The sequence below is a fragment of the Lyngbya aestuarii BL J genome (assembly GCF_000478195.2).
Lineage (GTDB): Bacteria > Cyanobacteriota > Cyanobacteriia > Cyanobacteriales > Microcoleaceae > Capilliphycus > Capilliphycus aestuarii.
Window position 1 is genome coordinate 1 of record NZ_AUZM01000062.1, and the last position, 14,081, is coordinate 14,081.

The 14,081-nt window shown below is 41.7% G+C and carries 13 protein-coding genes and 1 pseudogene; 10 read left to right on the forward strand and 4 right to left on the reverse strand.

Annotated features, from left to right (window positions below):
• The 8 genes and pseudogenes from tnpA to nuoK form a co-directional block, all read left to right on the forward strand.
• A pseudogene (gene tnpA, locus M595_RS20975) lies at positions 1-330 on the forward strand (IS200/IS605 family transposase); the annotation flags it as partial.
• Positions 331-544: 214 nt separating this feature from the next.
• Positions 545-1,042, forward strand: coding sequence for an HNH endonuclease (locus M595_RS20980; RefSeq protein ID WP_040484447.1), 498 nt, complete (start codon positions 545-547; stop codon positions 1,040-1,042).
• Positions 1,043-1,168: 126 nt separating this feature from the next.
• Positions 1,169-1,666, forward strand: a complete 498-nt coding sequence (gene sixA / locus M595_RS20985; RefSeq protein WP_023068461.1) for a phosphohistidine phosphatase SixA — start codon at positions 1,169-1,171, stop codon at positions 1,664-1,666.
• A gap of 99 nt (positions 1,667-1,765) precedes the next feature.
• Positions 1,766-2,944: a citrate synthase gene (locus M595_RS20990; RefSeq protein WP_023068476.1), complete on the forward strand. Its 1,179-nt coding sequence runs from the start codon at positions 1,766-1,768 to the stop codon at positions 2,942-2,944.
• Between the two features lie 236 nt (positions 2,945-3,180).
• Positions 3,181-4,299 carry an NADH-quinone oxidoreductase subunit NuoH gene (gene nuoH, locus M595_RS20995; RefSeq protein WP_023068487.1) on the forward strand — a complete coding sequence of 373 codons (1,119 nt, stop codon included), beginning with the start codon at positions 3,181-3,183 and terminating at the stop codon, positions 4,297-4,299.
• Between the two features lie 189 nt (positions 4,300-4,488).
• Positions 4,489-5,097, forward strand: a complete 609-nt coding sequence (ndhI, locus tag M595_RS21000; protein WP_023068467.1) for an NAD(P)H-quinone oxidoreductase subunit I — start codon at positions 4,489-4,491, stop codon at positions 5,095-5,097.
• Positions 5,098-5,192: 95 nt separating this feature from the next.
• A complete protein-coding gene (locus M595_RS21005) occupies positions 5,193-5,819 on the forward strand; it encodes an NADH-quinone oxidoreductase subunit J (protein ID WP_023068491.1) in 627 nt (208 codons plus the stop codon).
• An 81-nt stretch (positions 5,820-5,900) separates the two neighbouring features.
• On the forward strand, positions 5,901-6,212 hold the full coding sequence (gene nuoK / locus M595_RS21010) for an NADH-quinone oxidoreductase subunit NuoK (RefSeq protein WP_023068470.1): 312 nt from the start codon (positions 5,901-5,903) through the stop codon (positions 6,210-6,212).
• 153 nt (positions 6,213-6,365) lie between these two features.
• On the opposite strand, the gene M595_RS21015 is transcribed toward nuoK, so the two are convergent.
• The 4 genes from M595_RS21015 to M595_RS21030 form a co-directional block, all read right to left on the reverse strand.
• Positions 6,366-6,680: an MGMT family protein gene (locus M595_RS21015; protein ID WP_023068482.1), complete on the reverse strand. Its 315-nt coding sequence runs from the start codon at positions 6,678-6,680 to the stop codon at positions 6,366-6,368.
• 24 nt (positions 6,681-6,704) lie between these two features.
• Positions 6,705-8,069, reverse strand: a complete 1,365-nt coding sequence (locus M595_RS21020; protein WP_023068480.1) for a serine/threonine protein kinase — start codon at positions 8,067-8,069, stop codon at positions 6,705-6,707.
• Positions 8,070-8,254: 185 nt separating this feature from the next.
• Positions 8,255-9,637, reverse strand: coding sequence for a YfcC family protein (locus M595_RS21025; RefSeq protein WP_023068466.1), 1,383 nt, complete (start codon positions 9,635-9,637; stop codon positions 8,255-8,257).
• 10 nt (positions 9,638-9,647) lie between these two features.
• Positions 9,648-10,649, reverse strand: coding sequence for an NAD(P)H-dependent glycerol-3-phosphate dehydrogenase (locus tag M595_RS21030; protein ID WP_238987116.1), 1,002 nt, complete (start codon positions 10,647-10,649; stop codon positions 9,648-9,650).
• 184 nt (positions 10,650-10,833) lie between these two features.
• Here M595_RS21030 and M595_RS21035 point away from each other — a divergent pair, with 184 nt between their 5' ends.
• Together M595_RS21035 and M595_RS21040 are read left to right on the forward strand one after the other, a co-directional pair.
• Positions 10,834-12,669 (forward strand): glycoside hydrolase family 15 protein, encoded by a 1,836-nt coding sequence (locus M595_RS21035; RefSeq protein ID WP_023068474.1) that lies wholly within the window; start codon positions 10,834-10,836, stop codon positions 12,667-12,669.
• 506 nt (positions 12,670-13,175) lie between these two features.
• Positions 13,176-13,787, forward strand: a complete 612-nt coding sequence (locus M595_RS21040; RefSeq protein ID WP_023068479.1) for a hypothetical protein — start codon at positions 13,176-13,178, stop codon at positions 13,785-13,787.
• The last annotated feature ends 294 nt before the right edge of the window (positions 13,788-14,081 follow it).

A 14,081-nucleotide genomic window follows, 5' to 3' on the forward strand; every position in this document is an offset into this window, starting at 1 on the left:
TTGAAATGCTGAATAGGTTACACTCCATCCTTGAAGAATTACTCCACAAGTGGGATTGTAAATTAATTGAGTTTAACGGGGAAGACAATCATGTTCATCTTCTTTTCCAATACCATCGGTGACATTGCTTTAAGTAATTTGGTTAATAATCTCAAATCTGTAACGTCTCGAAAGCTTAGACAAGAATTTTCCGACCACTTAAATTCTTTTTACTGGAAAGATGTTTTATGGAATGGCTCTTACTTTGTTGCTAGTTGCGGCGGAGTTACTATTTCAACCTTAAGACAATACATTGAAAACCAAAACAAACCTAATTCCGATAAACCCTGACCGCAATTCATCTCACGCTGCTCTGTCGGGTCAGACGTGAGGCTTCTTGGGGAAGAAGCTAAATCGTGAGGTTTAGGAAGTTCCCGTGATCATCTTCGATTTAGCGGGAGAGGATGTCAACACGGGTGACTGTTGACTGTCAAGCCTTCCTGTCCCGGAAAGCGTTAAGCTGTGTTAATATCGTTCAAATACTTATAATCGCAACAGATCGTCAATGGGCAACGTTCTAGTATTGAACGCCTCCTATGAACCGCTAAATATTACCAGTTGGCGGCGGGCGGTGGTCTTGTTACTTAAGCAGAAAGCCGAACAGGTTGAGCATAACGGAAAGTACCTTCTACCTGACTTTCCTCTACCGACTGTGATCAGATTACGCCACTATGTCAGAGTTCCTTACAAAGACATTCCTCTAACGCGCAGGAATATCTTGCACCGGGATGGTCACACTTGTCAATATTGTCATTATGTCGGAGATGAGCTAACGCTTGATCATGTGATTCCGCGATCGCGAGGCGGTGGCGAAACCTGGGAAAATTTAGTCGCCGCTTGTGTTCGCTGTAATGTCAAAAAGGGGAGTCGTACGCCCCGAGAGGCAAACATGATACTGCGTCATCCCCCGCGAAAACCGTACAGTAGTCTTTACTTTGAAGTAACGAAACACCTAAAAAGCGGTATGAATCAAGAATGGCAAAAATATATAATTGGTCTTTGACCCCTGTTGGCTGAAAAAACAGGGGTTTTGTTATTTATGTCACCGTTTTGACCGTTTCTTCAGTGAATCCTGTTCTCTGGAAAATTCTGCTATGCTAAAGTTTCAAGTTGAATAAGAATCCTTGCGATGACCCATCTTTACTTGATTCGTCATGGCATTGCCGCAGATCGAGAACTTTACGAAATAGACGAAGAACGTCCTTTAACCAAAGACGGCGATCGCAAAACCCGAAAGGTTGCACAAAAGCTGAAGTCATTAAACCTAAAATTTGATATCGTGCTGTCAAGTCCGTTAGTGCGGGCGCGTCAAACAGCCGACATTCTCAAATCTGTCGGTTTAACGGATCATGTCGAAGAATTTCCCCCCCTCGCGCCCGAGGGAGAGATTAACTTTTGGTTGGACTGGTATCGAAACTGGAGTCACAGCGGAGGGGATAGCCTCGCCCTCGTCGGACATGAACCGGATCTCGGAAATTGGGCGGAAGTGCTGATTTGGGGAGATATCCGAGAGGCGTTGATCGTCAAAAAAGCGGGTATTATTGGGATAACTTTACCGGAAACGGGTTCACTGGTGGGCAATAGTCAACTGTTGTGGCTAACTCCGCCAAAATTTTTGTTGAGTTAGTCAAACTGTCACAATAATTAAATGTTGTCAAAATAGCAACTGGATTAGTTGTTCTGATAATGTACCCTGAATAGGTTATATGTACATTGAGAAACGGCTATGACTTTCGTCGGCGAATACAAGCCTGGTTTAGAAGGTGTTCCTGCAACCTTGTCCAGTATTAGCTACGTCGATGGGCAAAAGGGAATACTTGAATATCGAGGCATTCGGGTTGAGGAACTGGCCCAAAAGAGTTCCTTTTTAGAAGTGGCTTATCTGCTGATTTGGGGGAAACTTCCAACTCAGGAGGAAATCGATAGCTTCGAGCATGATATTCGCTACCATCGTCGGATTAAATATCGCATTCGAGATATGATGAAATGTTTCCCAGAAACAGGTCATCCGATGGATGCGCTGCAAACCTCTGCCGCTGCATTGGGTTTGTTTTACTCCCGGCGTGCTTTGGATAATCCTCAGTACATTGGAGAAGCGGTCGTGCGACTGTTGGCGAAAATCCCGACGATGGTCGCTGCTTTTAAACTGATGCGGAAGGGAAATGACGCGGTACAACCGAGAGATGATCTCGACTATTCGGCAAATTTTCTCTATATGCTCAATGAACGAGAACCCCATCCGCTAGCGGCTAAGGTGTTTGATGTCTGTTTGATGCTTCATGCTGAACATACCATCAATGCTTCGACCTTTTCGGCCATGGTGACGGCTTCGACCTTAACTGATCCTTACGCAGTGGTGGCGTCTGCGGTGGGAACGTTGGCCGGGCCTTTGCATGGCGGGGCAAATGAAGAAGTCTTGTTTATGTTGGAAGACATTGGTTCGGTGGAGAATGTTAGACCTTACCTCGATGGACTTTTAGAACGGAAAGCTAAAATCATGGGGTTTGGCCATCGTGTCTACAAAGTTAAAGATCCTCGCGCGACGATTTTGCAAAAGTTGGCCGAAGAATTATTTGAGCAGTTTGGCCATGACAAATATTATGAAATTGCGGTGGAACTCGAAGCGGCGGTTCAAGACAAACTAGGACATAAGGGCATCTATCCTAATGTAGATTTTTACTCGGGTTTAGTTTATCGCAAGTTAGGGATTCCGACGGATTTATTTACTCCGATTTTTGCGATCGCTCGGGTGGCGGGATGGTTGGCACATTGGAAAGAACAACTCGGTAAAAATCGCATTTACCGTCCCACTCAAATCTATACGGGTTCTCACGGTGAACCTTACATTCCGATTGATGAACGGGCGGTGCCTCTCGGCGATCCCCTTGAACAAGAGGGAAACTAAAGAAACTCAAAAGACAGAGGAGAACAGTTTCAAAGGTGAAATGAGGTGAAGTGATGATTTCTCCTCCTGGAAAAAACCGCTCAAATTTTTCGTCGGTGTTAATTTGGCTGCGGTCGAACGTTATACTGAATCTGGAGTAAGGTTTTAAAGAATCTTTACAAACAAGGGCAGATTAACGCTCGTTTGATAGAGCGATGTCAAAATGTTGTGGATAATTGAAGTTTGAGTCTGGATAAATGAACCCAGGAATTGACTTACAAGGAAGTTTTGTCCAAGCCTTGATGGATTTTGGTATACCCCCAGGTACAGCTAAACTCATCTGGATGCCCTTACCAATGGGATTAATGTTGGTGGCAGCAACGGTGGGTGTACTCGGTTCGGTTTGGTTGGAACGAAAAATCTCAGCCGCCGCCCAACAACGGATTGGCCCGGAATTTATTGGGCCATTGGGAACGTTGGCTCCGGCAGCCGATGGGTTGAAGTTGCTATTTAAGGAAGATATTGTTCCGGCTTTGGCTGACCCCTGGCTTTTTACCTTGGGGCCAATCATTGTGGCGATTCCCGTGTTTCTGTCCTACCTGATCGTCCCGTTTGGGCAGAATCTGATCATTAGCGACTTGGGAACTGCAATTTTTCTGTGGATTGCCTTATCGAGCATACAACCGATTGGCTTGCTGATGTCCGGTTATGCTTCAAACAATAAATACTCGCTGCTGGGAGGCTTACGAGCGGCAGCTCAATCCATTAGTTATGAAATCCCTCTGGCTTTAGCGGTTTTGGCGATTGTGATGATGTCCAATAGCCTCAGCACCATTGATATCGTTGAACAACAATCCGGTTACGGTATCCTGGGCTGGAATGTTTGGCGCCAACCGGTGGGCTTTCTGATTTTTTGGATCGCCGCTTTAGCAGAATGTGAACGTCTACCCTTTGATTTACCGGAAGCCGAAGAAGAATTGGTGGCTGGATATCAAACTGAATATACTGGGATGAAATTCGCCCTGTACTATTTGGCTTCTTATGTGAATTTGCTGCTATCGTCGCTGTTGGTGGCGGTGCTGTATTTGGGCGGTTGGGATTTTCCCATTCCGGTTGAGGCTTTAGCCGGTTGGTTAAATCTCAGTGAAACGACACCCTGGTTACAGGTGATTACAGGTTCTTTGGGGATTACCATGACCCTGCTGAAAGCCTATGTGTTAGTCTTTACCGCCATTCTGTTGCGTTGGACGTTACCTCGGGTACGGATTGACCAATTGTTGAATCTCGGTTGGAAGTTCTTGCTTCCAGTCGCGTTGGTGAATTTACTTCTCACCGCCGCCTTAAAATTAGCTTTCCCGATCGCATTTGGGGGATAATTGACGCTAATTTTAAAGACGTGAGCAAGCGAAGGCCGGAAAGACTGAAAGTTTGAGGAGATTTAGCGTTTCCTTGGTTCTTCTGTCCTTTGCCCTCACCAGAACGATTAAATTCTGTCGTCAAGGTTGAGTCTAATCCCAGCTCAACAATTGCGATCGCTATATTGTTACAACTTGAGAGAGAATCCCATGTTAAAGTTTCTAAATCAAGTCACAGACTACGCCAAAGACACTTTTCAAGCCGCTAAATATATTGGTCAAGGGTTATCTGTAACTTTTGATCATATGCGTCGCCGTCCGATTACAGTTCAGTATCCTTACGAAAAATTGATTCCTTCTGAACGGTTTAGAGGTCGGATTCATTTTGAGTTTGATAAGTGTATTTCTTGTGAAGTTTGTGTGCGAGTTTGTCCGATTAACTTGCCTGTTGTAGACTGGGAGTTTAATAAGGAAAATAAGAAAAAACAACTTAAGCACTACAGTATCGACTTCGGGGTTTGTATTTTCTGCGGAAACTGTGTAGAATACTGCCCGACAAACTGTTTATCGATGACAGAAGAATACGAGTTGGCAGCCTATGATCGCCATGAGTTGAACTATGATAACGTGGCACTCGGACGTTTACCCTACAAGGTGACTAATGATCCGATGGTGACTCCACTGCGAGAACTTGCCTATCTACCCAAGGGAGTGATGGACCCTCACGATCTTCCTAAAACTGCACGTCGGGCAGGTTTGCGTCCTGAAGAAATTCTGGAACAAATGGAAGAAAAACAAGAATCAAAAGATGAGAATTAGGTAGTTCTCAAGAGAAGATAGGCAATGCGTAAGTTTGCCTTGTCTTCTCTATTTTTCCATTGTCAATTCAGCACAGAAATAAGGAAAAAAGAGTTGTGAATTTAGCCGAAGGGGTTCAAATTGTATCGTTTGGTCTGCTCACTGTGATGATGCTGGGAGCGGCTTTAGGGGTGGTTTTGCTGGAAAATATTGTCTACTCTGCCTTTTTGTTGGGCGGGGTATTTATGAGTATGGCAGGGCTGTATCTTCTCCTCAATGCTGATTTTGTAGCAGCCGCACAAGTTCTGATTTATGTCGGTTCGGTGAATGTCTTAATCCTATTCGGGATTATGTTGGTGAACAAGCAGGAAAGCTTTAAAGTCTTGCCGAATGCTTGGGTTCGCAAAGGGGCAACGGCTTTGGTTTGTTCGGGGTTATTTGCCCTACTGAGTACGATGGTATTGTCTACTCCCTGGATGTCCCAAGCTACTGTTAGTGTTCCCCCTGAAGAAAGTTCAATTATGATTATTGGACAGCACTTTTTCAGTGACTTCTTGTTACCTTTTGAGTTAGCCTCTGTATTTTTGTTAATGGCAATGGTCGGTGCGATTATTTTGGCTCGTCGAGATTTTATCCCCGATTTAATCCCCGAAGAAAAAATTCAAACTCCGGGTTGGACTTTACAAGAACGTCCGCGTGAATTGCTTTCTGTTTCGAGTCAACAATCTTCTTCTGAACGTTAAGATTTTTGTGGATTTCCCCGACTCAACAGAGAGAAATTACTATTTTTAACTCAGTAATAAGTTAGGAGAGACAAGCCATTCATGGAATTACAGTTAGAGTATTTTTTGGTCGTTGCCGCAGCTTTATTCTGTATTGGTATTTATGGATTAATTACCAGCAGAAATGCAGTTCGAGTTTTGATGTCAATTGAGTTACTGTTAAATGCGGTTAACTTGAATTTGATGGGATTTTCTAATTATTTAGATGGAAACGAAATCAAAGGTCAAGTCTTTACCGTGTTTGTGATTACAGTAGCAGCAGCAGAAGCGGCTGTCGGTTTAGCAATTGTATTAACCATTTATCGGAACCGCAATACGGTTGATATGGAAGAATTTAACCTATTGAAGTGGTAATTTAATCCCCCCTAACCCTCTTTTGTAAGGGGAGAAAAGAAACAGGAATTCTTGAAAGTCCCCCTTTTAAGGGGGATTTAGGGGGATATTTAAGAGATAAAATCATCTGTAAGATTGTTTTTTCAATTTTATATTAATTCCGAATTTCCATCTTTAAGACGGTTGCCATTGATATTGACTCAGCTTGATTTTCCCGTCTGAAGTCAAGATTATTCCTTCTTCTTCGAGAAGTGTTTTCTGAAGATAGTCAGTGCCCTGGCGTAACGTAGAGTGAGAAATTTCGCCTTTAGCGTTAATCACCCGATGCCAAGGAATATCAGAAGATTGAATATCAACTCGATACAACGCATAGCCAACCAAACGCGCTTTTCCGGCTAAATTCGCCAACTCTGCAACTTGTCCGTAGGTGGCAACTTTCCCGACCGGAATCTGACGAACTATATCATAAATTATATCATAGGTAGACATAAATCCTTGAAGTTTTTATTGAATTTATCTGAACTTTAATTGTCGCAAAAAATTGGAGATTTCAGCAACCAACCATTCTTGTTCCCTTGGGGTGAGTGAAGAACCAAACTCATGCTTTTTCACACCTTCAAAGAGGGCGCAATTGGTCGCGTGTTTTCCGTAGGTTTTGATGTGCGTATTATTAATAAAAACTCTCTCTAAACCTGCCGTTTCTCCCGTGACTTTATGAGAGAATGCCAAACATTTCCGGTCAATTAAAAACTCATTTTTATGGATTTTGATATTAGTTTTCCCGCCATAAATCCACATCAGATTGGCGATCAAAGCGAAACCGATGCCCACAGTAGGAACGAAGATCAACAGACTCTCAAATCCCTCCGTTATCAATAGAGTTATTGATAACATAGATATAAATCCGTTCCAAATGAGGGTAATAATCCACAAAGGTATATGCTCTACTCGAAAACCCGCAGGAGGAATATCAATAATTAAGCTTTCGGAGGTTTTTTTGATTTTGACTCGACTTCCTTTAGGTTTTTTATGAAAATATTGAACAATAGAGTTAGCAGAAGAAATTATCTCCGAGTTGTTTTGAAGTGCATTTAAAGCTTCTGTTGCTGACTGAAACCGATCTTCAAACATCGGTTCTAATATTATTTCTAACCAGTCGGCAAATTGGGGCGAAACTTGTACACAAGAACGAAAATCTATATTCATTCGTTTTTGAGGAAGTTCATCGGGGGAACGGTGGGTTAATAAATACAACAAAGTACCGCCCAAACTATACAAATCTGAAGCACAATAAGCCTTTCCTCGCAACTGTTCCGGTGGCATATATCCAACCGTTCCGACGAACGTTCCACTGAAAGATATTGTATTACGATAGATATCTTGAACCGCCCCAAAATCCACCAAAAATATTTCCCCGTCAGCCTGTCGGATAATATTTTGGGGTTTGATATCCCGATGAATAATAGACGGGTTGAGTTGATGTAAGTAGCTAAGAATCTCTAAAATTTTTATCGCTATTTGCTTAATTTCCACTTCAGTTGGATGCCAACCTCTTGCAACCCAAGCGGCTAAAGAGTCTCCAGAAACCAATTCTCGAATTAAATAAAAACATCGATCTTCTTCTGTATCAAGGTGAAAATAATCAAGATATTTGGGAATTCCGGGATGATGTAAAGTGGCGAGAACTTTAGCTTCCCGTTCAAATAATTCTAATATTTTCCAATCTTTGGCTTGTCGCAAGGAAACGGCTTTAACGGCGACTCGTTGATAATTTGTCAGATCTTCGGCTTCGTAGGTGATTCCCATTCCGCCTTCACCCAATGGGGTGACAATGCGATAACGTTCGGCGATGATATTGTTGGGTTGGTGTAGAGTCATGTTGACGTTTCTCCCGTTAAACCCCTGATTAGTCTATTATGGCTTAAAAATTTACTGCGTCAAACGGGTTAATCTAATCACTTACAACCAATATTGGGAATTTGACGAACTTTATTGTAAATTTTACCATAGTGTAGATATCAATAATTACTCTAACAAGGAAAAAGTAGGATAATTAGTGAGGTTTAACTCCAGCCTATTTTAACTGCAATAAATAGGAAAAACATCGCTCCTAAACATAGAGAAACCATTAACGGCATAATCCAACGTAGCCAAATTTCATAGGGGATTTTAGCGATAGAAAGAACCCCCATTGTTACGCCACTGGTGGGGATAATCAGATTATTTAAACCATCTCCCATTTGAAAGGCTAAGACTGCGGTTTGTCGGGAAATTCCGAGTAAATCACTCAATGGTGCCATAATCGGCATGGTTAACGCCGCTTGTCCGGAACCCGAGGGAACAAAGAAGTTTAAAATCGCTTGAAACCAAAACATTGCTTGTACCGAAATCACCGCAGGTAAACTTTCAACAGTTTGGGTAATTTGAAATAAAATAGTATCGATAATTTTCCCTTCTGTGGCAACAATTAAAATTCCCTTACAAAATCCCACAATTAAACAAGCCATCATCATTTCTTTTGCCCCCTCGACAAAAGCGTTGGTGGTTTGAGAAAGAGAAAGTCCGCCAATTAATGACGAAAAAATTCCTAATCCCAAGAATAATCCGGCGATTTCGGTAATATACCATCCTTGAGTGGTGACTCCCCAAGCTAAGATTAAAATAGTCAGTAAAAACAGAATTAAAACAATAATTCTATTAACCGTTAGGGGATAGTCTCGAACTTTTACTTCTAATATTTTTGTCGTTTTCAGAGAATATAAAAGACTATTTTCCCGATTAACATCTTGACGATAAATATACCACAAAATATAAGCGATCGCCATCAGAGAAAATACAGCCCAAACCAAAAGTCTGTAACGAATTCCGCTAAACAGTGGAACTTGAGCAATTCCTTGAGCAACTCCAACGGTAAACGGGTTTAAAAATGCTCCAGCAAAGCCGACACCAGCCCCCACAAAAGGAATAGCAACTCCGGTGATTGTATCATAACCCAAAGCTTGCGCTAAGGGAATTGTGATTAATACAAAAACTAAGACTTCTTCACTCATACCAAAACTCGCCCCACAGAAAGAAAATGCGAGAATTAATCCCGGAATAATTAGCCATTTATACGCCGGATTTCTAACAGTTAAACGAACTAATTTTTCTAATCCTGCATCGATAGAACCTGTAGCGTTTACCAAGCCAAATGCACCCCCAACAAAAAAAATAAAAGCAATCACTTCAGCCGCCGAAATAAATCCTTTGATGGGAGCAATAAAAAAGCTAAAAATACTTTGAGGTGAAGACTCTATAACTTGATAAGAACCCGGAACAACAAGACTACGATTTCCGACTATTTCTCGCACATATTCTCCGGCTGGAATAATCCAAGTTAGAACAATAATCAAAATAAGAATACCAGAAGAAATGACAAGCGTATCTGGTAGTTTAAATTTTTTCATGGGATAATTTTTACAGTTTAGGGGGAATTGTTTTTTCGGAGAATTCAGGCTTTAAGTCTCGTTCCATTAACGCTTCTACAGCTTCTTGGGGAGAAATTTGATTGTTTAATAATCGATAAACCTGTCCAGAAATCGGAACATTAATCTGTTCTCGACGAGCAATTTCAATTAAAACATTCGTTGTATTAACCCCTTCTGCTGTACTCCCTAAATCTGATAAAACCTGTTCTAAAGTTTTACCTTGGGCGAGTCCATAACCAACCCGATAATTCCGACTTAAATCACTACTACACGTTGTTAACATATCTCCTAAACCAGATAACCCAAAAAAGGTTTCTGTCTGTCCACCGAGATGTGTTCCAATTCTAATAATTTCGGGTAAAGCCCGAGTTAATAATCCGGCTTTAGCATTCATTCCTAAGTGTAAACCATCACAAACTCCAGCCGCGATCGCCATCACATTTTTGAGAGTTCCGCCTAACTCTGTTCCCACCGGATCAGAACTGGTATAAACTCGAAAACGTTTAGAAGAAAACACTTGCTGCACAATTTTTGCTGCGTTAATATCTTCACTGGCAACCACAGTAGTAGCCGGTAATTCTTGTTCAATTTCTTTGGATAGGTTCGGCCCAGAAAGCACAACAATGGGATGATCAGAACACCGACTCGACCAAATTTGTGAAGGGGTAAACGTTGTCTCTGTATCCAGCCCTTTTGTTGCCGTAACAATCGGAATATTCTCTTTTAATTTGATGCTTTGAATTTGAGTTGAAGTTGGGGAAACTCCGGGCATAGAAACCGCAGAAAGCACTAAATCTACATCCGCAACCACTTCCTCTATCGAATTCCCTAAACTAGGCGACCAAATCCGAACTTGATGACCCTTATACCGAGCTAAACCTGCGAGTGCAGAACCCCAAGCACCTGCCCCTAAAATCGCTAAAACTTTGGGCGGAGAACTCAAAGATGAATTGAGATTTTCTGAAGTCTTTGTATTGAGATTAGATGGCATCATAAATTCACCAATAGAAAAGCAGGATTTAATGATTGAGTTAAATCTAAAATATACCTTACATATACAGAACTCGCAGGAAAGGCAATGCTATCAAAGAAAAGAACGAATATAGAGATCACACCGATCACCGCTCCCTCCGACCCAGGGCAAGTACAGAATTAAATTTTATTTAAGCCAAACAATGAACTATCAACCCATTCAAAATTACGGCATAATTGGCAATATGTACACCACCGCCTTGGTGGGACGCAATGGCTCAATAGACTGGTTTTGTTTTCCAAATCACGACTCCCCCAGTGTATTTGCATCAATTTTAGATCAAGATAAAGGCGGATATTTTCAAATTGTCCCTGCTGTTCCTGATGTTACTCAAAAACAACTTTATTGGCCGGAAAGTAATATTCTCGTTACCCGTTTTTTAACCTCCGATGGTGTGGGTGAAATTATCGATTTTATGCCTGTCGGTTTAAGAGAAGATGAAATTGGCTATCATTCTCTGATCCGAGAAGTGCGAGTCGTTCGGGGTAGCATGACCTTTATTGCCGAATGTGAACCCGCTTTCAACTACTGTCGCGACGAACACGAAATCGACATCACCCCCAAAGGTGCCTGTTTCTACTCCTCAACGCTGAATTTGGGACTTGCTACCGATATTCCCCTCGAACCGAAAAACAAAGGGGTCTGTGCCAAATTTACTTTAGAAGCGGGAGAAATCGCCGTCTTCGTCTTACAAGGAACTGAATCTGGGGCGGGTTGTGGTTTACCGATTAAGCCTTCCCAAGCCACAGAATTATTTAAGCATACGGTCAACTATTGGCGAAACTGGCTGTCTAAATGTACTTATCGGGGACGTTGGCGGGAGATGGTCGAACGTTCGGCGTTACTCTTAAAACTCCTGACTTTTGAACCAACAGGTGCGATTATTGCCGCTCCAACCTGTAGTTTACCAGAAGGGATTGGCGGAGAACGAAACTGGGATTATCGTTATACGTGGATACGAGATGGAGCCTTTACCTTATATGGCTTGATGCGAATTGGCTTCACAGAAGAAGCAGAGAAATTCATGGGATGGATAGAAGATCGGTGTAAAGAACTCAATCCTGATGGTACACTACAAATTGTTTATGGGATTGATGGTCGTCATGTTCTGACTGAAGAAACCCTCGATCATTTAGAAGGATATCGCCAATCAAGTCCAGTTCGGATTGGGAATGAAGCCTACACCCAACGTCAGTTAGATATCTACGGCGAGTTGATGGATTCGGTTTATTTGTACAATAAATATGGCACTCCGATTTCCTATGAACTTTGGTCCCAATTGCGAAAACTAATTAACTGGGTTTGCGATAACTGGCACATGAAAGACCAGGGAATTTGGGAAATGCGGGGCGATGAACAAGCTTTTGTCTATTCTCGTTTGATGTGTTGGGTTGCGCTAGATCGGGCGATACGACTGGCTGACAAACGTTCTTTTCCGGCTGAACGTCTACGCTGGTTAGATATTCGTGACAAAATCTATGAAGAGATTATGGAAAAAGGCTGGAACGAAGAACGACAAGCCTTTATGCAATATTACGGCAGTGATACCCTCGATGCCGCGAATTTAATCATGCCTTTAGTGTTTTTCCTCTCTCCGACTGATCCGCGAATGTTGAAAACCATTGAAGCTATTAATAAACCGCCAGATCAGGGAGGATTGGTTTCAGATAATCTCGTTTATCGCTACAACGTTGATGAAACCCATGACGGTTTAGAAGGGGAAGAAGGAACATTTAATATTTGTACATTCTGGTTAGTTGAAGCCCTGACTCGCGCCGGACATCTCGATCAAAAACGTTTAGAATCAGCCCGTTTGATGTTTGAAGGAATGATCGGTTATGCTAACCATCTTGGACTCTTTGCTGAAGAAACTGGCCCGACAGGAGAAGCGCTCGGCAATTTTCCCCAAGCCTTTACGCATTTAGCTTTGATTAGTGCGGCATGGAACCTCAACAAAGCCCTTGGAGAGCATGAATAGTAATATTATCTATTTTTAACAGCAGGTAGGATGGGTAATGTCTATCCTACTTTTTTTCTTCTTTTTTTACATAACCCCCCCTTTTGTAAAGCTCACGGTTCCGATCAAGGTTTAAATTTAAAGATTCCGTAAAAACACGGTTGAGGTATTGCCGTATTAGAGTTAATCCGATTAGTATGATGCTGTTCATAACTTTCTTTTAGCAGAACTCCTGATTTAAATAACCAGTCACAGGGGAAAGCGAGCAGTTCATCAAGATTCAGATTAAAAGTAGGGTTTGGTGTTTGGGTGAAATCACAATATTTTTACCCCCTACAATCGATTGTCAAAAAAGTCTAACCCCCTAATTGTGTGAGTTTAAGTCGGGAAAGACGCAGTTAACCTGATACTTTTAGGTTGACAGGGAGAGATTCAAACGAACTTCAAGGGTTATAAATTACCCCAAATTTAAGGTGAATGTATAAGTCACCTTGTTAACCACTTCTACCTAATTTTCTCATCTAACTATGAACTTTAAAAATATCTTCACTCAGGCTACATCTACCGTAGCTACAGCCGTTGTTTTGTCTGCTGCGATCGCTTTTGAAGCACCCAAAGCACAAGCTGCAACTTTTGAATGGGGTTTTTCTAACGTTGTTGGTGGAATAGAAGGAACCGTTTCAGGAACACTCGAAGTAGAAGAAGGAGATGGTGTTTCAGCAACATCTGTTATCCTAACCTCTACTACAAATCCAATATTTGATTCTTTAGTTGGATTTGATTTTACGACGCTCCCTAATTTCTCGAATCTATTTAACGTTGAAGGGAAAAAGATCACAGCATCACTTTTTGCAACTGACTTTTTTAGCAATACAACTAACCTGAGTCTAGAATTTAATTCGGAAGAATTCGGAGATATAGATAGCCAAAATCTAGCTTTACTAACAATCGCTGGAAATGCCTTTGAGGTTTGTACTGAAGATTGTTTACAAACTGCTGAACTGTTTGGAGACAATACAGGAGAAACTCAGTTTGCTCCCACTTTCAAAGCCGTACCGGAAGCGTCACCTGCAACCGGATTATTAGTAGTATTTGGATTGATTGGAGTCAATCATATTCGGAAAACAATTCGTCATTAATACGATGAATAATGCTGATCTTATTAGTGCGTTATAAGCTGCATTTAGTCATCTGAAAAAACAAGAAAAATCGTTATAAGTTGGGGTGGGTAATGCTCTTCCGATCTTTTTATCTTAAGCAAAGAAGCTACCTTAAAAACAAGCAAAATAGTTAGAGATTGGGATAGGTATTGCCCATCCTGATATTTCAATAAAAATTGTTAGGAATTGAATTGTAAAATTCCGTAAAGTTTTTCAGTTTTCAGGAACAAACTACACTATCCTAATAGGCAAGTTAAGACCTTTCTCTGAGGA

Coding starts and splice junctions, on each gene's coding strand:
- M595_RS20980 (WP_040484447.1), top strand. CDS start 545: ATGGGCAACGTTCTAGTATTGAACGCCTCCTATGAACCGCTAAATATT.
- sixA (WP_023068461.1), top strand. CDS start 1,169: ATGACCCATCTTTACTTGATTCGTCATGGCATTGCCGCAGATCGAGAA.
- M595_RS20990 (WP_023068476.1), top strand. CDS start 1,766: ATGACTTTCGTCGGCGAATACAAGCCTGGTTTAGAAGGTGTTCCTGCA.
- nuoH (WP_023068487.1), top strand. CDS start 3,181: ATGAACCCAGGAATTGACTTACAAGGAAGTTTTGTCCAAGCCTTGATG.
- ndhI (WP_023068467.1), top strand. CDS start 4,489: ATGTTAAAGTTTCTAAATCAAGTCACAGACTACGCCAAAGACACTTTT.
- nuoK (WP_023068470.1), top strand. CDS start 5,901: ATGGAATTACAGTTAGAGTATTTTTTGGTCGTTGCCGCAGCTTTATTC.
- M595_RS21015 (WP_023068482.1), bottom strand. CDS start 6,680: ATGTCTACCTATGATATAATTTATGATATAGTTCGTCAGATTCCGGTC.
- M595_RS21020 (WP_023068480.1), bottom strand. CDS start 8,069: ATGACTCTACACCAACCCAACAATATCATCGCCGAACGTTATCGCATT.
- M595_RS21025 (WP_023068466.1), bottom strand. CDS start 9,637: ATGAAAAAATTTAAACTACCAGATACGCTTGTCATTTCTTCTGGTATT.
- M595_RS21030 (WP_238987116.1), bottom strand. CDS start 10,649: ATGCCATCTAATCTCAATACAAAGACTTCAGAAAATCTCAATTCATCT.
- M595_RS21035 (WP_023068474.1), top strand. CDS start 10,834: ATGAACTATCAACCCATTCAAAATTACGGCATAATTGGCAATATGTAC.
- M595_RS21040 (WP_023068479.1), top strand. CDS start 13,176: ATGAACTTTAAAAATATCTTCACTCAGGCTACATCTACCGTAGCTACA.